The organism is Amycolatopsis sp. NPDC058278 (genome assembly GCF_042881395.1).
GTDB lineage: Bacteria > Actinomycetota > Actinomycetes > Mycobacteriales > Pseudonocardiaceae > Amycolatopsis.
The window spans coordinates 1-19746 of sequence record NZ_JBHVXZ010000156.1; the positions used below are offsets into that span (position 1 = coordinate 1).

At 73.0% G+C, this 19746-nt stretch carries 18 protein-coding genes; 9 read left to right on the forward strand and 9 right to left on the reverse strand.

Going from position 1 to position 19746, the window contains the following annotated elements; translation table 11 throughout:
- The 3 genes from ACFVYA_RS44180 to ACFVYA_RS44190 all read right to left on the reverse strand — a co-directional run.
- The coding region (locus tag ACFVYA_RS44180; RefSeq protein WP_387053833.1) for a DUF1996 domain-containing protein at positions 1-1427 on the reverse strand (1427 nt) is incomplete at its 3' end.
- Positions 1428-1885: 458 nt separating this feature from the next.
- Positions 1886-2404 carry an AAA family ATPase gene (locus ACFVYA_RS44185; RefSeq protein WP_387053835.1) on the reverse strand — a complete coding sequence of 173 codons (519 nt, stop codon included), beginning with the start codon at positions 2402-2404 and terminating at the stop codon, positions 1886-1888.
- A 22-nt stretch (positions 2405-2426) separates the two neighbouring features.
- Positions 2427-3044 (reverse strand): sigma-70 family RNA polymerase sigma factor, encoded by a 618-nt coding sequence (locus tag ACFVYA_RS44190; RefSeq protein WP_387053837.1) that lies wholly within the window; start codon positions 3042-3044, stop codon positions 2427-2429.
- A gap of 245 nt (positions 3045-3289) precedes the next feature.
- Here ACFVYA_RS44190 and ACFVYA_RS44195 point away from each other — a divergent pair, with 245 nt between their 5' ends.
- From ACFVYA_RS44195 to ACFVYA_RS44210, 4 genes are all read left to right on the forward strand, one after another.
- Complete coding sequence (locus ACFVYA_RS44195; protein WP_387053839.1) at positions 3290-3694, forward strand: pyridoxamine 5'-phosphate oxidase family protein; 405 nt, start codon at positions 3290-3292, stop codon at positions 3692-3694.
- Between the two features lie 166 nt (positions 3695-3860).
- Entirely contained in the window at positions 3861-5372 is a 1512-nt protein-coding gene (locus ACFVYA_RS44200) for a GAF domain-containing sensor histidine kinase (RefSeq protein ID WP_387053863.1), read from the forward strand.
- On the forward strand, positions 5369-6028 hold the full coding sequence (locus tag ACFVYA_RS44205; protein WP_285991443.1) for a response regulator transcription factor: 660 nt from the start codon (positions 5369-5371) through the stop codon (positions 6026-6028). The genes ACFVYA_RS44200 and ACFVYA_RS44205 overlap by 4 nt, the downstream gene beginning before the upstream one ends.
- 109 nt (positions 6029-6137) lie before the next feature.
- Positions 6138-6572: a hypothetical protein gene (locus tag ACFVYA_RS44210; protein ID WP_387053841.1), complete on the forward strand. Its 435-nt coding sequence runs from the start codon at positions 6138-6140 to the stop codon at positions 6570-6572.
- Between the two features lie 7 nt (positions 6573-6579).
- On the opposite strand, the gene ACFVYA_RS44215 is transcribed toward ACFVYA_RS44210, so the two are convergent.
- Together ACFVYA_RS44215 and folE are read right to left on the reverse strand one after the other, a co-directional pair.
- Positions 6580-7785: an NAD(P)/FAD-dependent oxidoreductase gene (locus tag ACFVYA_RS44215; RefSeq protein ID WP_387053843.1), complete on the reverse strand. Its 1206-nt coding sequence runs from the start codon at positions 7783-7785 to the stop codon at positions 6580-6582.
- Positions 7785-8405, reverse strand: coding sequence for a GTP cyclohydrolase I FolE (gene folE, locus ACFVYA_RS44220; protein WP_387053845.1), 621 nt, complete (start codon positions 8403-8405; stop codon positions 7785-7787). Before folE ends, ACFVYA_RS44215 begins: the two co-directional genes overlap by 1 nt.
- A gap of 89 nt (positions 8406-8494) precedes the next feature.
- Between folE and ACFVYA_RS44225 the strand changes: the two genes are divergently transcribed.
- Positions 8495-9145 carry a helix-turn-helix transcriptional regulator gene (locus ACFVYA_RS44225; protein ID WP_387053846.1) on the forward strand — a complete coding sequence of 217 codons (651 nt, stop codon included), beginning with the start codon at positions 8495-8497 and terminating at the stop codon, positions 9143-9145.
- Between the two features lie 97 nt (positions 9146-9242).
- Here the strand turns inward: ACFVYA_RS44225 and ACFVYA_RS44230 are convergent, their stop codons facing one another.
- Both ACFVYA_RS44230 and ACFVYA_RS44235 read right to left on the reverse strand, forming a co-directional pair.
- Positions 9243-10367 (reverse strand): CU044_5270 family protein, encoded by a 1125-nt coding sequence (locus tag ACFVYA_RS44230; RefSeq protein WP_387053848.1) that lies wholly within the window; start codon positions 10365-10367, stop codon positions 9243-9245.
- The gene (locus tag ACFVYA_RS44235) at positions 10364-10933 is read right to left on the reverse strand and encodes an RNA polymerase sigma factor (RefSeq protein WP_387053850.1); all 570 of its coding nucleotides are present in this window, start codon (positions 10931-10933) and stop codon (positions 10364-10366) included. Before ACFVYA_RS44235 ends, ACFVYA_RS44230 begins: the two co-directional genes overlap by 4 nt.
- A gap of 105 nt (positions 10934-11038) precedes the next feature.
- Between ACFVYA_RS44235 and ACFVYA_RS44240 the strand changes: the two genes are divergently transcribed.
- The 3 genes from ACFVYA_RS44240 (at position 11039) to ACFVYA_RS44250 (ending at position 17363) form a co-directional block, all read left to right on the forward strand.
- Entirely contained in the window at positions 11039-11914 is an 876-nt protein-coding gene (locus tag ACFVYA_RS44240) for a hypothetical protein (protein ID WP_387053852.1), read from the forward strand.
- Between the two features lie 83 nt (positions 11915-11997).
- Positions 11998-13041 carry a LacI family DNA-binding transcriptional regulator gene (locus ACFVYA_RS44245; RefSeq protein WP_387053866.1) on the forward strand — a complete coding sequence of 348 codons (1044 nt, stop codon included), beginning with the start codon at positions 11998-12000 and terminating at the stop codon, positions 13039-13041.
- 221 nt (positions 13042-13262) lie between these two features.
- Entirely contained in the window at positions 13263-17363 is a 4101-nt protein-coding gene (locus tag ACFVYA_RS44250; protein ID WP_387053855.1) for a beta-galactosidase, read from the forward strand.
- On the opposite strand, the gene ACFVYA_RS44255 is transcribed toward ACFVYA_RS44250, so the two are convergent.
- Both ACFVYA_RS44255 and ACFVYA_RS44260 read right to left on the reverse strand, forming a co-directional pair.
- Positions 17344-18042, reverse strand: coding sequence for a DUF6008 family protein (locus ACFVYA_RS44255; protein WP_387053857.1), 699 nt, complete (start codon positions 18040-18042; stop codon positions 17344-17346). The two genes, ACFVYA_RS44250 and ACFVYA_RS44255, sit on opposite strands and share 20 nt — an antisense overlap.
- A 114-nt stretch (positions 18043-18156) precedes the next feature.
- A complete protein-coding gene (locus ACFVYA_RS44260) occupies positions 18157-18774 on the reverse strand; it encodes a LysE family transporter (RefSeq protein WP_387053859.1) in 618 nt (205 codons plus the stop codon).
- A gap of 216 nt (positions 18775-18990) precedes the next feature.
- On the opposite strand from ACFVYA_RS44260, the gene ACFVYA_RS44265 reads away from it, so the two are divergent.
- Positions 18991-19746, forward strand: a 756-nt coding sequence (locus ACFVYA_RS44265; RefSeq protein ID WP_387053861.1) for an SDR family NAD(P)-dependent oxidoreductase, incomplete at its 3' end; no start/stop codon positions are given.

The following is a 19746-nucleotide window of genomic DNA, read 5'->3' on the forward strand; positions in this document are numbered from 1 at the left end:
CAGCGGCAGTTCCGCCCGCGGTTCACGCAGTTCACCAGGCCGTTCATGATCCGCTGCGACATCACGTTGGCGAAGTCGTCGTGGTCGGACAGCGGGTTGTGCTTCTCCTGCGGGAAAGCGTCCACTTTGTACTGCTTCTTCTGCTGGATGTCCCGCGGGATGTCGTAGGTCAGCGAGATCTGCAGCTGCGGCACCGCCTTGAACCCGTTGCCGCACCGGCCGAAGCGGTCCGGGAACACGATGTGGGTGCGGTGGTTGGCGCTGTCGGTGTTCTTGCCGTCCCAGCAGCTCGGGAACGTGTGGATCCGCTTGACCTTGCTGCCGTCGGGGCAGATCGGGTACTTGTCGGTGACGCGGTTCTCGAACCCGGTGCACGTCCAGCTCGCCTTGGCGTTGGCGGGCCCGTTGGTCGAGACCTTCGCGTCGCCGTAGAGCACGCGCAGGAAGCGCGGCATCGCCACCACCTTCCCGACCGGGCTGCCGCGGAAGGTGATTTGGACGCGCTGCGGCCGCAGGATCTTGCCGTCGTTGCCGGGCAGCTCGTTGTTCTCGTCCTGCCCGGGCAGCGTGCTGGCGGGAGGCGTGGTGCTCGGCGGCGTCGGCGTTCCGGTGTCCTTGCCCGGCTTCGTCGCGCACGGCGCGAGACCGCCGAGATCGCCGGGCTTCTGCGTGAACCGGCCGATCGCGGTGGCGATCCGGTCGATGATCGCCTGGCGGCGGTCCTTGAGCGGGTTCAGGATCGCGTTGCGCACGAAGTCCTGGCCGCCCTGGCCCTGCGTCGCGGCGATGCGCTGGTTGGCCTCGTCGGCCTGGCTGTCGAGCTGGTCGAGGTTGCTGTCCACTTCGGCCATGGCCTGGTCCGGGATGTCGGAGAGCTTGCTGGCGACGTCCGGGCACGCGACCTGGACGGTCTTCGCCTCGCGGTCGGCCTGCGCCCGGTCGCCGTCGGGCACCTTGGCGGGCTCGTTCTTCTCCTCTTCGCCGGTGTCGATGCGGACCACGGGCCAGAAGTAGGCGGACTTGTCGCCGTTGCGGCAGGTGGTCCCGGCCTTGACCAGGCTCTTGTTGTTCGAGTCGGCGTTCGTCGACAGGTTGCCGACGTAGTCGTGCAGGTGCTGGGCGCCGTTGCGGACGCCGGGCTGGGCGATGAAGTTGTCCGGGTTGAAGTGCTGGTTTTCGTTGCGGCCGCAGTCGACGGTGAACGTGCCGGTCGCCGCGCCGCTGACCGGGCGCGGGTCGAACTGGTTCGGCTTCACCTTCAGGATGTCGACGAAGAACGCGGGATTCGCTTCGTCGGCGCTGGCTTCACCGGTGTTGCCGGTGGTCGTGGCGACGACGATGCCACCGACCGCGATCGCGAGGGCGAGGCCGCCGGTCGCGATCTTCGTCCGGCGGGAAAGGCGATGCCGTCCTTGGGCGCGGGACATGGGAAAATCCTCCGGGGTGTCGGGCTGGCGGGAACGCGCGACACTGAGCCGGGACGAGCCCAGGCTCGTCCCGATCAGGCGGGGTTCTTGCGGGATGTGTCGGCAGGAACGAAACCCGGCTGGTCCACTGACCCGACATCAGTGGGTGCGCGACTCACCTGCCCGTGGCCGCGCCGTCAACCGGCTGGTTATCGTTCCGTTATGGAACCTACACGGGCGTTTGACACCGGGCAAGAAGTTCTTTTCGCCGTCACGAACCGTCAGGCCGGGTTCGCGTTTCCGTAGTGGAAGAGGGGCCTGACCTGGGGATCTCCGGTGCCTGCCGAACTCGTGGAAAAAACTTTGAACCGAAGTGAACCGGCATCCGTATCCCTCGGTGAGGCCTGGGGAATGCGCGCGGTCCGGCCGCTCGCCGGGAATTGCCGTGAAATGGGTGAATGGCGACCTGAATCACCGGTTCACGACGCCGGACCGGCGAAAGCCGCGGCGATGACCGAGACCGCTTCGCCGACCGGCCGCCCGGCGGTGTCGACGACGAGCCGGTCGCGGCTCCACGGTTCGTACTCGCGGGCCACGATCTCGGCCCAGGTGGGCGGGACGAGCCCCGGGATGCCGGTGTCGCGGGTCTCCGCCCGCCGCCGGTGTTCGGCCGGGTCCGAGCAGACGATTTCGGTTTCCAGCACCCGCGCCCCGGACTCGCTGCCCGTCGCCCGCCAGGCGTCCCGGGTGACGGCGAGCGGGTTGACGCACTCGGCGATCACGCTCACCCCGGTGTGGAGCAGGTCGGCGGCCACCTCCCGGGCGACGACGTAGCCGACCGGGCCCAGTGGCCGGCCGAGCGTCGTGCTGCGCAGGATCGCCTGCTCGATCGTGTCGACCCGCAGGAAGGCGAAGCCGGTGCGGCGCGCCAGTTCCGCGGCGACGGTCGTCTTCCCGGTCGCGGGCAGACCGCCGACGACGATCAGCAGCGGGGACACCGGAGCATGATCGCACGCACGGTCAGGAGGCGGCGCCCCGGTGTTCGAGCAGGCTGCGCCGCAGGGTCGCCAGGGCCCGGTGCTGGGCGACGCGGACCGCGCCGGCGCTGCCGAGGCCGACCGCGGCGGCCGTCTCCTCCGCCGTCATACCGAGGATGATGCGCAGGACCAGGATTTCGCGCTGGCGCGGCGGGAGCGTGTCGAGCAGCCCGGTGGACCAGTCGAGCGCCGCGGAGCGTTCGGCCTCCTCTCCCGTCGGGTCCGCGCCGCCCGATCGGCCGGTCGGGGGTTCGGCGACCGGGCTGGTGCGGTCCCGCGCCCGGCGGCGGTGGAAGTCGGACACCTTGTGCGCGGCGATGCCGAAGACGAACGGCACGAAGCTGTCGGCCGGGTGCCGGTACTCCGGCAGGGCGCGGACGATCGCGAGCAGCACGTCCTGGGCGCAGTCCTCGGCGTCCGACGAACCGTCCTGCCAGGTGCGCAGCCGGCCCAGGCAGTAGCGGAAGACGACCGGGTGCAGCGCGCGCAGCAGCCCGGCCACCGCGGCGCGGTTGCCCTGCACCGCCGACCGGACGAGCGCCGGGTCGAGGGAGAACGTCGCCGTGGGCGGGGAACCACCCTCGGCGGAGTGCGGCGGCATCGGTCCTCACCCCCTCTTCCTGCGTATTTCGGCGACGGACGGTCACGACGCTAGGTCACTCCGCGTGGCCACCGCACCGGCCGCCCGGCCGTCCCGAACCGGGTCTTCCGGCCCTGGCCGGAAGCGGCCCGGTGTGCTGCGCCGCGGCCGTCGCGGGAGCCGGGCCGAACGGCCCTATCGGCGGACCGGGTGAACCGATCACGCTGGCGGCCGGGAATTCGCACGCGAAACACAGGGACGAGATAGTGGACGACGTGGGCTTCGGGCTGCTGCTCGACCGGCAGCAGTGCCTCGCCTTGCTCCGGACGGCGAGCCTCGGACGGGTGATCTACACCCAGCGGGCCATGCCGGCGGTGCGTCCGGTGCGCTTCACGGTGGTCGACGACGCCGTGGTGTTCGCCGTCCCGCCCGGCAGTGCCTTGTACGCGGGCGCGCGCGACGCCGTCGTCGCGTTCGAAGCCGACGAGATCGCCGCCGACCTGGGCGCCGGCTGGTACGTCAGCCTGCTGGGCCGCGCCACCGAGTCCGGTGCGGTCGACCTCGGCGAGCTCGCCTGCCCGTGCCCGGCGCCCGGCCGCACGAGCCACCGGTTCCTGCGCGTCCCGGCGGAGACCATCAGCGGTCACCGCATCGCCTGCCACGCGGAGTGAGCCCGCGGATGCCGTAACGGACCGGCTCCCGCCATCGACCCACCGGATGGACGAACCGGATTGGGCCGACACGGGCAGTGGCCTGTGGGACCCTTGACGGTCCGGGGCAGGCCCGGGATACCAGCGGAGCCAGCGGGGTCGAGGGGAAGTGGCGGACGAAATCAGCATGCCGGCGATCCTGGCGGCGGTGGGCGGCATCGCCCGCGAGCTGGAGCTGCCCGCGCTGCTGGACCGCGCGGTGACGGCGGCGTGCGAGCTGCTCGGCGCCCGGCGCGGCCGCTTGGACCTGGCCGAGAGCGGGATCGCCGAGTACGGCCGTGGCGCGCTCGGCGCCGGCGCGGTCGAGCTGCCGGTCCGCGCCGGAACGCAGACGTTCGGGACCTTGACCGTCGAGCCCGGCGCCGGGGGCGAGTTCGGCCGCCGTGAACGGGAAGTGCTCGGCGCGCTCACCGCGGCCACCGGGATGGCCGTCGAGAAAGCCCTGCTCGTCGACCGGATGCGCCGCCGCGAACGCTGGCTCGAGGCGTCCTACGACGTCACCCGCGCCCTGCTCGCGGCCCAGAACCTGCGGGACACGCTGCGGCTGGTCGCCGAACGCGCCCGCGTCGTCGCGGGCGGGACGGCCGGCGCGATCGCCCGGCCCGACGGCCCAGGCCGGCTCGTGTTCGACGTCGTCGAGCCGCCGGGCGAGGACGCCGACCGCCTGACCGGCCTGACCGTGCCGACCGAGGGCACCGCCACCGGGATGGCGTTCACCACCCGGCGCCCGGTCGTGGTGCGCGACTACGGCGAACACGTGCAGGAGCAGCAGCGCGACCACGACGGGCCGATGCCGGCGATGATCAAGGACCTGGATTCGGCGATCTCGGTGCCGCTGATCGTCGGCGAGGAGACCCTCGGGGTGCTGGTGGTCGCGAAGTTCCGCGACCGCTCGCCGTTCACCGACTCCGACGTCCAGCTGGCCGAGACCTTCGCCGGGCACGCCGCGCTCGCCGTCGAGTTCTCGCGCGCGCAGGAGGCGCGCCAGCAGCTGGCGGTGTTCTCCGACCGCGACCGGATCGCCCGCGACCTGCACGACCTGGTCATCCAGCGGCTGTTCGCGACGGGGCTCGGGCTCGAGGGCGTCAGCAGGCTGATCGCCGACGCCGGGGTCGCCGCGCGCGTGGCCGGGTTCGCCCAGGACCTCGACGGCACGATCCGGGAGATCCGCAACAGCATCTTCTCGCTGCAGGCGCCGGCGCAGGCGCAGGGCAGCCTCCGCGCGGAGCTGCTGCGGGTGGCCGTGGACGCCCGGGACGCGCTCGGCTTCGAGCCGCGCGTCGGCTTCGACGGGCCGCTGGACGCCGCGGTCCCGGACGCGGTCCGCTCCGACCTGATCGCCTCGCTGCGCGAAGCGCTGACGAACGTCACGCGGCACGCCGGGGCGAAGTCGTCGTCGGTCGAGGTCACTGTCAACCAGCACGGCCGGCTCGGCCGCCGCCTGACGCTGGTGGTGCGCGACGACGGCACCGGCCCGCCGCCGGAGGCGGGCCGGATCAGCGGCCTGGCCAACCTCGCGTCCCGGGCGGCCCGGTGGGGCGGCCACTGCGTGCTGGCGGCGGGCGAGGGCCGCGGGTCGCGGCTGGAATGGACGGCGGAGCTGCCGGCGATGACCGGCGAGCAGGGGAGGGGACGATGACGATCTCGGTGTTCCTGCTGGACGACCACGAGCTGGTCCGGACCGGGCTGAAAACCGTCTTCGAGCCGGAAGCCGACATCGAGGTGGTCGGGGAGGCGGGGACGGCGGCCGAGGCGCTGGTGCGGATCCCGCAGGCCCGCCCGGACGTGGCCGTCCTCGACGTCCGGCTGCCCGACGGCGAGGGCGTGGCGGTGTGCCGGGAGATCCGGTCCACCGTGGACCCGCCGCCGGCCTGCCTGATGCTGACGTCCTATTCGGACGACGAAGCGCTGTTCGGCGCGATCATGGCGGGCGCGGCCGGGTACATGCTCAAGCAGGTGTCCGGCCGGTCGCTGGTCGAGGCCGTCCGCACGGTCGCCGCCGGCGGCTCGCTGCTGGACGCCACGCTCACCGCGTCGGTGATGAACAAGCTGCGCGGCGAGAACGTCGCGGCCCCGGACCCGCGGTACGAGCAGCTGAGCCCGCAGGAACGGCGGGTGCTGGACCTGGTCGCGGAGGGCCTGACCAACCGGCAGATCGCCGAGCGGCTGTTCCTGGCCGAGAAGACGGTGAAGAACTACGTGTCGTCGGTGCTGCACAAGCTCGGCGTCGAGCGGCGCACCTCGGCGGCGGTGTACATGTCCCATCGGCGGGCCGAACCGGGCCGATCGGGCTGAATTCCGGGCTGTTCGGACGAAACCGGTGCGGCGTTCGACGTATCCAGCCGCCGATGGAGTACACCTGTCGGGTGACGCACGAATTGGCGTGCGCGGCAGAGGGGACGACATGGCGGGGTTGGCGGGCGGGGACTACGTCACGCGGCAGATCCGGGCACTCGCGGACGCGGTGCGCCGCGAGGGGGCCGGTGGTGTCGGCACGCACAGCTTCCAGCTGGCGGAGCACCTGGCGGCGGAGGGTGGCGTCCACCGCGGCGACATCATGACGGCCACGGCGACGCTGCTGGCGATGACGGCCTGGTGCGACGGCGAGGCGGAGGCGGCCCGCCGGTTCGCGGAGCTCGCGGGCGAGCACGACGAGGAATCACGCGAGCTGGTGACCCACCTGCTCCGCCTGGAGGCGGGCGCGGACCGCGGCTGGCTGCCGCGGGACCAGGCGCAGGCGCTGCTGGAGTACGCCCGCCGGGAACGCCGCGGCGACCTGGCGACCCGCGTCCGCGCGATCGCGGCTCCCCGTCGCGGCCGGCACCGGCGGGACAACTGAGCCCGGCTCAGTCCCCCAGCGGCCGGGCCGGGTCGGCGAGCCGGTCGGCGTCCACGGTCCGTCCACCGAGGATCAGTTCGCGCACCGCGTCGAGGCCCTCGTCCCACTTGTTCACGTGCAGTCCCGCGACCACCCGGCCACCGGTCAGCCAGAACGCGTGGAACGCTTCGGCGTCGCCGCGGGTGACGACGCGGTCGTAGCCGCCCGGCGGGAACCAGCCGGTGAACTCCATGCCCGCGTCGTACTGGTCCGAGAAGAAGTACGGCAGGTCGTCGTGGACCACTTCGCGGCCGAGCATCGCCAGTGCGGCCGCCGGGCCGCCGTTCGTCGCCGCGGCCCAGTGCTCCACGCGGACGCCACGTCCGTAGCGCTCCTGCCACACGCTCGCGACGTCGCCCGCCGCGAAGACGTCCGGGTCCTCCGTGCGCAGGCCCGCGTCCACGAGGACGCCGTCGTCGACGGCCAGGCCCGCGTCGGCGGCCAGCTGCGTCTCGGGCCGGGCGCCGATCCCGACGACGACCACGTCGGCCGGGATCTCGCCGTCGTCGGTCAGGACCGCCGAGACCGCGGAGTCCCCCGCGAAGCCCGTCACGCCGGTGCCGAACCGCAGTTCGACGCCGTGGCGGCGGTGCAGGTCGGCGAAGAACCCGCCCACCTCCGGCCCGAGCGTGGCGTGCAGCGGGGCCGGTCCTGGCTCGACGATCGTCACCGGGCAGCCGTGGTGGCGCGCGGCGGCGGCCGTCTCCAGGCCGACCCAGCCGGCACCGGCCACGACGACCCGGCCACCCGCGGCCAGCGCGTCGCGCAACCGGTCGGCGTGCGCGAGCCGGCGCAGGTAGTGGACGCCGTCGAGCTCGTTGCCGGGCACCCGCAACCGCCGCGGCGACGCCCCGGTCGCCAGCAGCAGCTTCGTGTACCCGAGGCGTTCGCCGCCGGCCAGTTCCACCTCGTGCGCCGCCCGGTCCAGCGCGGTCACCCGCCGGCCGGTCAGCACCTCGATGCCGTGGTCGACGTACCACTTCTCGTCGTGGACGAACACCGAAGCGCGGTCGTCCTGGCCGAGCAGGTACCCCTTCGACAGCGGCGGCCGCTCGTAGGGCAGGTCCGGTTCGGCGCCGACGATGACGACGCGCCCGTCGAACCCCTCGGCACGCAGGGTTTCCGCGGCTTTCGCGCCGGTCAGCCCGCCGCCGGCGATGACGAAGGTGGCCATCACGCGCTCACCCCGCTCAGGGCGAAGAACTCCTGCCGGGTCTTGGGTTCCTCCCGCAGCAGGCCGTGCAGCGCCGACGTCACGGTCAGCGCGCCGCTCGCCCGCACCCCGCGCAGGGACATGCACAGGTGCTCGGCCTCGATCACGACGCCGACGCCCTTCGGCGTCAGGTGCTCCTGCAGCCAGTCCGCGACCTGCTTGGTCAGCCGCTCCTGCACCTGCAGGTCGCGCGCGAACATCTCGACGACGCGGGCGAGCTTGGACAGCCCGAGGATCCGCTCGCCGGGCAGGTAGCCGACGTGGGCGACGCCGCGGAAGGGCAGCAGGTGGTGCTCGCACAGCGACTGCACCGGGATGCTCTTCGCCAGCACCAGCTCGTCGTAGCCCTCGTCGTTGGGGAAGGTCGTCAGCCGGAAGTCGCGCGGCTGCAGCATTTCCGCGTAGGCGTGGGCCACCCGCCGCGGCGTGTCGCCGAGGTGCTCCGACGACGGGTCCTTCCCGAGGGCCCGCAGCAGGTCGGCGACCGCGCGCTCGGCCGCGTGCAGGTCGACCGAGTCGCGGTCGTGGACGACACCGAGGTGTCGCAGCGGGACCGGGGTGCTGAGGGGTTCGACGGTCACGGGGGGTGCCTCCTTCTAAAAGCAACTCGGACCGACGTTAGAAGCTCCCGGGGGTTTTCGTCAACAGGTGTTTGTTTTAGAATGCGGTGATGCAGGAAACCCAGGCACTGGCCGCGGCCGCAGCCCTCGACGAGCCGACCCGGCGCCGGTTGTACGAGTACGTCGTCCGCCGCCCCGAGCCGGTGAGCCGTGACGACGTCGCCGCCGCCCTCGGCGTGCCCCGGGCGACGGTCGCGTTCCACCTCGACCGCCTGGTCGAGGAGCGGCTGCTGGCGGTGGGCCACGAGCGCCGGACCGGCCGCACCGGCCCGGGCGCGGGCCGTCCGGCGAAGCTGTACCGGCGGTCGGACCGCCAGGTGAGCATTTCCCTGCCCGAGCGCCAGTACGAGCTGGCGGGCACGCTCCTGGCGGCCGCGGTGGAGGAGGCCGACGAAACCGGCGGTTCCCCGCGCGAGATCCTGACCCGCCGCGCGCGCGAGCGCGGGGCGGAGCTGGCCACCGGCGGCCGCGACATCGTCGGCACGCTGGAGGAGAACGGCTTCGAGCCGCGCCTCGAGGACGGCGAGGTGGCGCTCGCCAACTGCCCGTTCCACCGCCTGGCCCAGGTCCACACGCGACTGGTGTGCGAGATGAACCTGGGGCTGGTCGAGGGAATGCTGACGGGAGCGGGGGAGAACGGCTTGCGGGCCCGGCTGGACCCGCACCCGGGCTCGTGCTGCGTCCGCCTCGCCCACGACTGACGCCCCACCGGCCGAACCGAGCGCTCCAAGGTGGCCTCGGTCGCGTTCAACGCACCGAAGGCCACCTTGGGGCGCCGGGCTCGTTACGGCGAGTTCGTCACTTCGGCGGGACCTCGCCGAGCCGCCCGGTCACCGCGGTCGTGATCGCGCTGGCGCCGAGCTGCGTGCCCGGCTTGATCCACGGCTGGTCGGGCTCCGCTCCGGCGATCGTGCGCTCGCCGATGAACCCGCCGGTCGCCGGGTCGATGATCAGCTGCCGGATCTCGTGCCGGTCGTCCAGTCCGAGCGCGACACCGGTGCGGCCGTCCAGGTTCGTCGATGCGGCTTGCACCGTGATGCCCGGGATCTTCGCCAGCGCCCGGTACCACTGCGCCCGCAGCTGTGCCGGCATCTGCCCCGCGCGGAGGATCTCGATGCCGAAGTGGAACATCACCGACAGCGTCGAGCCGCGGCCCTTCGTCAGCTGCTGCAGCTTCGCGTACAGCGCCGCCGGGTCGTGCGGCAAGGCCGCGTAGAACGCCGGGCTGTCCCAGTCGCTCGCGTCGCCGCACTTCTTCGCCGGCTTGGACTTCGGGAAGAAGTCGCCGCAGCGGCCCTGCCACTGGCCCTGGTCGGTGTTCGTGATCTCCGGCTCCGGGGCCTGCGACTGCGGCACCGAACCACCGAGGAACTTGCCGGTGCCGAGGATCTTGCGGGTTTCCTGCCAGACGTCGTGCTCGTCGGCCGGGATCCAGCGGTCGACCTCCTGCTCCCACAGGTAGGTGTAGCCGGTGCTGTCGCCGGTCTGGACGCCGCGCTGCACCCACGTGTGCTCGCCGACGTACCGGAACTGTCCCGGCCCGACGGGCTGGTCGGCCGCGCCGACGGCCAGGTCCGCGGCCCGGGTCAGCACCTGGACCGCCGACATCAGCCGGACGTCCGGGGCGGCCGCCGTCGGGACCGGAGTGGTGGTCCGGACCGGTGGCGCGGCGGCCGGGGCGGGCGCCGGAGCCGCCGGGCGCTGCTGCTGGACGACGACGGCGGTCACCGCCACCACGCCGGCCACCGCGGCCGCGGCCGGCAGCGCGAACCGGCGAAGGCGCTTCGGGCGCAACGGGACGACGTCGGCAACGGCGCCGGCGTCGAGCTCGGCCAGCAGCCGGGCCCGGGCCGCGGACAGGTCGGCCGGCGCGGTGCGGGCGTCGCGGTTGAGCAGCTCGAGGGTCTCGTCGAGCTCGTTCATGACTGGTTCTCCTCGGTGGGGACGAGCAGGGACTGGAGCCGGTGGCGCACGCGGTGCAGGCGCGAGCGCACCGTGCTCGCGGGCACGCCGAGCGCCTCGGCGACCTCGGCGGGTTCGAGACCGGCCCAGGCGGTGAGCAGCAGGACGTCACGGTCCTGTTCGGACAGTGCGGCGAGTTCGGTGGCGAGCATCCGCAGCCGCGCCGCCGCGTCGACCCGGCCGGCGACCGCGGTGTCGTGGTTTTCGGCGGGGCGGTCCTCGGCACCCGCCTTCGCGGTCAGCTGGAACCCGCGGACCTCCTGGCGCACGTGGTTGCGCAGCAGGTTGGTGGCGATGCCGTAGAGCCAGCCGCGGATCGGCGCCTGCTGCGGGTCGTAGCTCGTCCGTCTTCGCAGCGCGACGACGAACGTCTCCGCCACGAGGTCGTCGGCGACGTGCACGCCCACGCGGCCCGCGAGGTAGCCACGCAGGGGAGGGGCGTACTCGTCGAAGAGCCGCGCGAAGATCTCCCGGGGATCCCGTGCGGCGAGGTCGGGCCGGTCCAGCCGTTCGACGATTCTGGTCACGGTACTGGTTGTCCCGGCCTGCCGCCCGCGTCCCCGGTCGCCCGTCCGGATGAGACGCACGCCACATCCCTGGAACGGCCCGGCCCGCTGCGGACAACAGCCGGTATGCGCAGAGGGAACGAGGTGCTGCTCGCCGCGACGTGTGCCGGGGCGGTGGCGGTGATGCTGGTGGTGGCCGCCGCGGTGCGGCCGCCGGGCCCCGCTGAGGCGCGGCCGTTCCCCCCGCCCCCGCCGGCCCTGACGACGAGCGTGGCCACCACGGCGACCGCGGCGCCGCCCGGGACACCCGTGGCCTCGCTGCCCACCGGCGCCGCGCTCGCGCACCTCGTGCCCGGGAAGCTCAGCGTGCTCGTCCACGACCGCCGGACGGGCCGCGACCTCGTCTCCCACCAGCCGGACGCCACGTATCCGGCCGCGTCGCTGGTCAAGCTGCTGATCGCGCTCGAAGCGCTGCGCCAGGGGGAGCCGGCGGGCGTGGTCGCGGAGCTGCTCTCGCGCAGTGACGACGAGGTCGCCGGCCGGCTGTGGGCGCAGCTGGGCGGCCCGGCGATCGTCACCGGCTGGGCGGCGCGGATCGGCCTGACCGCGACCCGCCCGCCCGCCGATCCCGGTCACTGGGGCAGCACCCTCGTCACCGCCGCCGACGTCGTGCGGTGCTACCGGTACCTCCTCGACGCCGCGCCCGCCGCGACCCGGCAGATCGTCCTGCGGGCCCTCGAAAGCGCGGCCCGCCGCGGCGCGGACGGCTTCGAGCAGCTCTTCGGCGTCCCGGCCGCGGTCACCGCCACCGACTGGGCCGTGGACCAGGGCTGGTCCTGCTGCGACCCGGACCGCACCCTGCACACCACCGGGGTGGTCGGTGACCGGCGGTACGTCGTGGTCGTGCTGACCGCCCAGCCCGCCACCACGAGCTGGGCGGTCGCCACCCGGCGCGTCACGGCGGTCGTGAAAGCGCTTGCTGGTCCGCTCGGCTGGTCCTGACCCGGCGCGGGACGTCCGGAAGGCGCCGATTCGGCGGTACCGTCTCGTCCGTGGGGACACGGTACGAGATTCAGGGGGCCAGGGTGGTGGACCGGGCGAAGCCGGGGGAGCAGACGAGAACCTCTCCGCCGGGGCTGCGGCAGCCGAGCCTGGCCGACGTCGCGGGCATGGCGGGCGTCTCGCACATGACCGTTTCGCGCGTGGTCAACGAGAGCGGGCCGGTGCGCCCCGAGACCCGCGAACGGGTGCTCGCCGCCGTGCAGAAGCTCGGGTACCGGCCCAACACCGCGGCGCGGGCGCTGGTCACCGGCCGGTCGGGCACCCTCGGCGTGGTCGCGCTCGAGTCCAATCTCTACGGACCGGCGAGCACGCTCTACGGCATCGAGAACGCGGCCCGCGAGGCCGGGTACGGCGTCGCCATCTGCAGTGTGACGCGGCCGGGCCGGACGTCGATCGGCGACGCGGTGGAGAGCCTGCGGCGCCAGGCGGTGGAGGGGATCGTCGTGATCGCCCCGCACGTCACGGCCGGGCGGGCGCTCGACGCGGCGCCCGCGGACATCCCGCTGGTCGCGGTCGGCGGCGGCGATTCGGCGCCGGTGCCGGTGCTCTCGGTCGACCAGTACGACGGGGCCCGCCGCGTCACCGAGCACCTGCTGTCCCTCGGCCACCGGACGGTCTGGCACCTGGCCGGGCCGGAGGACTGGCTGGAGGCTCGCGACCGCGAGCGCGGCTGGCGCGAGACCCTGGAGGGCCGCGGCCTGCGCGTGCCGGCGGTGGTGCGCGGCGACTGGAGCCCGCGGTCGGGGTACGAGGCCGGCCGTGCGCTGGTCGGCAAGCGAGGGCTCAAGGCGGTGTTTTCGGCCAACGACCAGATGGCGCTGGGCCTGCTGCGGGCGTTCACCGAGGCGGGCATCCGGGTGCCGGAGGACGTCCACGTCGCCGGGTTCGACGACGTCCCGGAAGCCGAGTACTTCACCCCACCGCTGACGACGGTGCGCCAGGACTTCATCGAGGTCGGCCGCCGCACGTTCGGGCTCCTCGAAGAGCGGATGGCGGGCGGCGACGCCGGGGCGAGGCACCTGGTGCCCGCGGAGCTGGTCGTGCGCGAGAGCACCCGGCCCCGCTGACGCGGCAGCCGTGGCCACCGGCGCCCGGCCGCGAGTGCAGTGAATGACTCATTCCTGGCGTCCGACGCGGTGAATGAGTCATTCACGACATTCAAGGCAGTGTGTTAGCGCTAACAATACCTCGGCACTGATCCATCTTGGTGTTGTATCTTGACCGCTTCTGTGCGGTCGGCAAAGGTTCGTGTTCGATTGTGGTCCCCGCCGCTCCAGGAGGCCCCCGCATGCGCGCCGCCCGCCGTTGCCGGACGCTGTTCACCGTCCTTCTTTCCGTCCTGCTCGCCTTCGCCGGAATCGCCGTCCCGCAGGCGGCGGCCGCCCCCGCGGCTCGGCCCGCCCACACCGTCACCTACGACGGCTACTCCTTCCTGGTCGACGGGAACCGGACCTACCTGTGGTCCGGCGAGTTCCACTCCTACCGCCTCCCCAGCCCCGACCTGTGGCTCGACATCTTCCAGAAGATGAAGGCGGCCGGCTTCAACGCGACGTCGCTCTACTTCGACTGGGGCTACCACTCGCCGAAACAGGGCGTCTACGACTTCACCGGCATCCGGGACCTCGACAAGCTCCTCGACGTGGCGCAGCAGGCCGGCCTCTACGTCATCGCGCGGCCCGGGCCGTACATCAACGCCGAAGTCGACGGCGGCGGGTTCCCGACCTGGCTGTCCACCACGCCCGGCCACACCCGCAGCGCCGACCCGGTCTACCTGAAGTACTCCGACGAGTGGCAGACGCAGATCGACCGCATCATCGCGCGCCACCAGCTCACGAACGGCACCGGCAGCGTGCTCGCCTACCAGGTGGAAAACGAGTACTACAACGGCAACGCCGACGGCCGCGCCTACATGCAGCACCTGGAGGACAAGGCCCGCGCCGACGGGATCACCGTCCCGCTGGTCGGCAACAACAACGGCACCTTCAACGCCGGGGCCGCCGCGCTCGACGTCGACGCCGCCGACTCCTACCCGCAGGGCTTCGACTGCTCGAACCCGGCCAAGTGGAACGGCGTGCCGGACATCAGCTACGACCACGTCCCCGGTAAGCCGCTGATCACCGCGGAATTCCAGGGCGGCGCCTTCGACCCGTGGGGCGGCCCGGGCTACGAAAAGTGCGCGCAGCTGATCAACGACCAGTTCGCGAACGTCTTCTACAAGCAGAACATCGCCGTCGGCGCCACCGGCCAGAGCTTCTACATGCTGCACGGCGGCACGTCCTGGGGCTGGAGCGCGATCCCGCAGAACTACACCTCCTACGACTACGGCGCGGCGATCACCGAGGCGCGCCAGTTCGACCCGAAGTACGCCGAAGACAAGCTGATCGGCTACTTCACCCAGTCCGTCGCCCCGCTGACCAAGACCGACGGGCTCGCGGGCGCGCCGCTGACCGATCCGGCGCTCACCGACACCGCGCGGATCAACCCCGACACCCGCACGCAGTTCCACACCCTGCGGCACAGCGACTCGACGTCGACCGCCACGAACACCACCGCCGTCGCGCTCGACCTGGCCGCGCACGCCGGCTACACCTACGACGACCGCGCGGCCGAGGTCGGCTACACCGGTACCTGGAGCCACGTCGGCCCGGAGGTCAACTACACCGGCGGCGACTACCAGCACACCGAGTCGTTCTCGAACGTCACCGGCGACAGCGTGAGCATCCCCTTCACCGGCACCGGGATCCGCTGGGTGACGTCGAAGGACCCGAGCCACGGCATCGCCGACGTCTACCTCGACGACGCGAAGGTGTCGTCGGCCGACCTCTACGCGGCCGGCAAGCAGAACCAGGTCACCGGCTACGAGGTCCGCGACCTGCCCGCCGGGCCGCACACGCTGAAGATCGTCGTCACCGGGCAGAAGAACGCGAAGGCCACGGCGCCGTACGTCGTGGTGGACGCGGTCGACCTGCTGTCGGGCAGCACCGACTACTACCCGGTCGTGCCGCAGCAGCCCGGCACCGGCGTCACGCTGAACGGACGGCAGTCGAAGATCCTCGTCGCCGGCTACGACCTCGGTGCCACGCGGATGCAGTACTCGACGTCGGAGATCATGACGAGCGCCGCCATCGGCGGCCGGGACGTCGCGGTGCTCTACGGCGACCACGGTGGGCCCGGCGAGACCGTCCTGCGGTTCGCGAAGCAGCCGGCCGTGCAGGTGCTCGACGGCGCGGCGACGTCCACCTGGGACGCCGCCCGCGGCGACCTGCGGCTGAACTACACCCACGACGGCCTGACCCGCGTGCTCGTCACCGCGCCGGGCGCGCGGCCGCTGCTCCTGCTGCTCGCCGACAAGGCGACGGCGGCGACGTTCTGGCGCCAGGACACCGCAGCCGGCCCGGTGCTGGTCCGCGGGACCCACCTCGTCCGGACCGCGGATCAGGGGTACGGGCTGCTGTCGCTGACCGGCGACACCGGCACCGACGGCGCGTTCGAGGTCTTCAGCGCGGCGAAGGCGGTGCTGTGGAACGGTTCCTGGGTGCCGGCGAAGCCGACCTCCAGCGGCAGCCTCACCGGGACCGCGCCGGCCGCGAAGGCCGTGACGCTGCCCGCCCTGACCGGCTGGAAGCACCAGCAAGAGTCCCCGGAGAGCCAGCCCGGCTTCGACGACTCGGCGTGGCCGGTGGCCGACAAGGACACCACCAACAGCTCGACCGCGCTCGGCACGAAACCCGTCCTCTTCGCCGACGACTACGGCTTCCACACCGGCAACACCTGGTACCGCGGGCACTTCACCGGTGACGGCAAACAGACCGGGATCACCCTGTCGAGCCAGAGCGGCGGCCCGGCCGGGGCGTTCTCGGCGTGGCTCAACGGGGTCTTCCTCGGCAGCTCGACCAGCCCGCAGCACACCTTCACCTTCCCCGCCGGGTCGCTGCACCAGGGCGACAACGAGATCTCCGTGCTGACCGTGAACATGGGCCACGAGGAGGACTACGGCGCCAGCAACGGCAACAAGGCCGCCCGCGGGCTCACCGCGGCGCGGCTGACCGGCGCCGCGCTGACGTCGGTGACCTGGCGCCTGCAGGGCGTCCGCGGCGGCGAAACCGGGCTCGACCCGGTGCGCGGCCCGCTCAACACCGGCGGCCTCTACGGCGAGCGCGCGGGCTGGTCGCTGCCCGGGTTCCCGGACCGCGGCTGGGCGCCGGCCGCGCTCCCGGCGAAGGACACGACCCCCGGCGTCTCGTGGTACCGCACGACGGCGGACCTGGATCTGCCGCGGGGCCAGGACACCTCGCTCGGCCTGACCATCACCGACGACCCGGCCCGGCAGTACCGCGCGCTGATCTTCGTCAACGGCTGGCAGCTCGGCCAGTACGTCAACTACCTCGGACCGCAGCACAGCTTCCCGATCCCCAACGGCATCCTGAATCCGAACGGCCGCAACACCATCGCCGTCGCGGTGTGGAACCTCGACGGCAGCACCGGCGGCCTCGGCGCGATCGCCTGGACGAACTACGGCAGCTACCGCTCGCCGCTGACCGTCCGGCAGAACGCCTCGCCCGGCTACGACCCGGTGCGGTACGCGATGCCGCCGGCGCCCACGGCCGGGGTGTCGCTGACCGCGCCGGACACGGCGTCGGGCGGGCAGCCGTTCACCGCGTCGGCGACCGTGCGGGTGCCGGCGGGCGCGCCACCGGCGTTCGACGTCAAGCCGGCGCTGAGCGCGCCGGCCGGGTGGGCGATCGGCGGCGCGTCACCGCCTTCGGTCGCGCGGATCGACGGCGGCAAGTCGGCCACCTTCTCCTGGACCGTGACGCCCCCCTCCACTGTGGACACGGCCGCGCTGAAGGTCGCGGTGGCCTACCGGCAGGCGGGGCGCCCGGGGTCGGTGACCGGGGAACGGATCGTGGGGGCGGTTCCCCCGGCGCCGCCCGCGGGACAGGTGGCGGTCAGCTCACTGCCGTTCCTGACCGCCACCAACGGCTGGGGCCCGGTCGAACGCGACACGAGCAACGGCGAAGCGAACGCGGGCGACGGCAAGCCGATGACCATCGGCGGCGTGGCGTACGCGAAGGGGCTCGGCGTCCACGCGGCGAGTGACGTCCAGCTCTACCTGGCGGGCGCGTGCACCCGGCTGACGGCTTCGGTGGGCGTCGACGGCGAGACCGGCACCGGCGGCAGCGTGAGCTTCGGCGTCTCGGCCGACGGCGTCACCCGGGTGACGACACCGGTGGTCCGCGGTGGGCAGGCGGCGGTCCCGGTCGACGTCGACGTCACCGGGGTCCAGGTGCTCGACCTGCTGGTGGACGACGGTGGTGACGGCAACGGGCAGGACCACGCGGACTGGGCGGTGCCGACGCTGACCTGCGTCACGCCGCCCGCCCGGTGACCGCGGGCAGCGGCCGGAGCACGAAGGTGGCGCGGACCTCCCGCCGTTCGCGCCACAGGTGGTACAGCGCGATCCCGAAGACGATCGAGCCCAGCACGTTCGCGGTGAAGTGCCACCAGATGCGGTAGGTGGTCAGCCCCGGGCCGGGGTCCACGAGCCCGAAGAACGTGGACAGCCCGATCGCCCGGGGCGCGCCGAACGCGACCGACAGCGTCAGGACCAGGTGTTCCAGCCCGTGCAGGCCCTGCATCCAGACGCCCATCCTCGCCCAGCGGCGGGCGCGGGTGCCCAGTGCCCGCCGCGTGATCACCATGACCCCCGCCAGGCCGGCGAGGAAGAGGAAGTTGCCGGTGAGGTGCAGCAGCTCCATCCCGAACGCCGGCCGGCCCGGGAGCACCATCTGCAGGCCGTTCGCCAGGCCGGTGCCCCACGGCGTCATCCAGGCCGGGGCGTTCGGGTGGCCGAGCCAGTACGCGACCTGGGCGACGTGCTCCTGGACGTGGCCGAGCTGCCCGAGGACGCCGAAGCCGATCACCGCGACCGAGCCGCGGTACACCCAGGGCCGCACCGGCCCGCGGCCGGCGTAGGCGAGCACGCCGACCGCCGTCCACATGGCCAGTGCCCAGAGCACCAGCAGCACCGCGCCCGCGGTGTCCCACCCCGACATCGGCATCGCCATGGCCGCCTCCCGTGTCCGTCTCCCTCCCGACGCTAACCGGGTCCCGGGCCGCCGGACGTCTTCCGGCGTGCGCCCGGAAACCGGACAAACCGTTGCAGGGTAACGGTTTCCGCCTCAGGTGAGGACAAGCCGGACGGCCAGCGCGGTGATCACGGCGCTCGAGACGAGTGCCGTCACCAGCCGGCCCCACCGTCCGGTGAGGACCCGCCCGAGCAGCGCCCCGCCGCCGGCGAGCGCGGCTTGCCAGCTCGCCGACGCGGCGAACGCGGCGAGCACGAACACCGCCTGGTCGAGCAGCGGGACGGCCGCGCCGGCGCGGCCGCCGACCACGAGCGCGGTGAAGTAGACGACCGTCGCCGGGTTGACGAGCGTGATGCCCAGCAGGCTGACGTAGGCGCGACCGGGCGCGAGCGGGGACACCGGCCGCGTGGCGGGGGCGCGGTGCGACCGCAGCGCGCGCACGGCGCCGTGCGCCGCGAGGGCGATGAGGATCGCCGCCGAGATCAGCCGCAGCGGCCCGGCGAACGGGGCGATGACCCCCGCGATCGCGGCGCCGCCGAGCACCGCGACCAGCGCGTACACCCCGTCCGCCGTCGCGACGCCGAGGGCCGCGGCCAGGCCGGTCCGCAGCGACGTGCGGGCGGTGAGGGCCACCAGGTACGTCCCGACGGCCCCGACCGGGATCGCGATGCCGTAGCCGGCGACCAGGCCGGCGAACAGCGCGGCGCTCACGGCGCGGAAACGATCGGCCCCCGCGGACGGCACGGCTGCTGCTGGACCGGCGCGGTGGTCGCGGCGACGGTCGGCAGGAGCGGGGTGCGAGACGTGGTCATGCGCCGATCGTGGCGCCGGAGCGAACCGCGGGCAACCGGATTTTCCAGCCGGTGGGCTCCGGCGAGCTGTGCTTGAATCGCCGGGAGGAGGCACGCGAGCGAGAGGGCTTTCACGATGCGGGTCGACCTGAGCGGGAAGACGGCACTGGTCACCGGATCCACCCAGGGTATCGGCGCGGCGATCGCGACCGGCCTCGCGGCGGCGGGCGCGCGCGTCGCGATCAACGGCCGGAGCGAGACGGGCGTCCACAAGGCCATCGCGCGGCTGCGCGAGGAGGTGCCGGACGCGGACTTCCTGCCGGCCCCGGGCGACGTCTCCGAGGAGGCCGGCGCGGCCCAGGTGGTCGAAGAGGTGCCGGACGCCGACATCCTGGTCAACAATCTCGGCATCTTCGGCGCCCGGGAGCCCCTCGAAATCACCGACGCCGACTGGCGGCAGTACTTCGAGGTCAACGTCCTGGCCGCGGTCCGGCTCACCCGCGCCTACCTGCCGGGCATGACCGACCGCGGCTGGGGCCGGATCCAGTACATCGCCAGCGATTCCGCGATCGTCATCCCCGCCGAGATGATCCACTATGGAGTGTCGAAGACGGCGTTGCTCGGGGTGTCCCGCGGGTTCGCCAAGCACGCGGCCGGCACCGGCGTCACGGTCAACGCGGTGATCGCCGGGCCGACCCACACCGGCGGCGTCGAGGACTTCGTCTACGAGCTCGTCGGCAAGGACCTGCCGTGGGAGGAGGCCCAGCGCGAGTTCATGAAGCGGCACCGCCCGCAATCGTTGCTGCAGCGGCTGATCGAGCCCGAGGAGATCGCGCACCTGGTGGTGTACCTGAGTTCCCCGTTCGCCTCGGCGACCACCGGGGCGGCGGTG

What these genes read in the sequence shown, in the direction of transcription:
- ACFVYA_RS44205 (WP_285991443.1), top strand. Translation starts at nt 5,369, where the DNA reads ATGACGATCTCGGTGTTCCTGCTGGACGACCACGAGCTGGTCCGGACC.
- ACFVYA_RS44225 (WP_387053846.1), top strand. Translation starts at nt 8,495, where the DNA reads ATGCAGGAAACCCAGGCACTGGCCGCGGCCGCAGCCCTCGACGAGCCG.
- ACFVYA_RS44255 (WP_387053857.1), bottom strand. Translation starts at nt 18,042, where the DNA reads ATGGCGATGCCGATGTCGGGGTGGGACACCGCGGGCGCGGTGCTGCTG.
- ACFVYA_RS44230 (WP_387053848.1), bottom strand. Translation starts at nt 10,367, where the DNA reads ATGAACGAGCTCGACGAGACCCTCGAGCTGCTCAACCGCGACGCCCGC.
- ACFVYA_RS44215 (WP_387053843.1), bottom strand. Translation starts at nt 7,785, where the DNA reads ATGGCCACCTTCGTCATCGCCGGCGGCGGGCTGACCGGCGCGAAAGCC.
- ACFVYA_RS44190 (WP_387053837.1), bottom strand. Translation starts at nt 3,044, where the DNA reads ATGCCGCCGCACTCCGCCGAGGGTGGTTCCCCGCCCACGGCGACGTTC.
- ACFVYA_RS44200 (WP_387053863.1), top strand. Translation starts at nt 3,861, where the DNA reads ATGCCGGCGATCCTGGCGGCGGTGGGCGGCATCGCCCGCGAGCTGGAG.
- ACFVYA_RS44210 (WP_387053841.1), top strand. Translation starts at nt 6,138, where the DNA reads ATGGCGGGGTTGGCGGGCGGGGACTACGTCACGCGGCAGATCCGGGCA.
- ACFVYA_RS44250 (WP_387053855.1), top strand. Translation starts at nt 13,263, where the DNA reads ATGCGCGCCGCCCGCCGTTGCCGGACGCTGTTCACCGTCCTTCTTTCC.
- ACFVYA_RS44240 (WP_387053852.1), top strand. Translation starts at nt 11,039, where the DNA reads ATGCGCAGAGGGAACGAGGTGCTGCTCGCCGCGACGTGTGCCGGGGCG.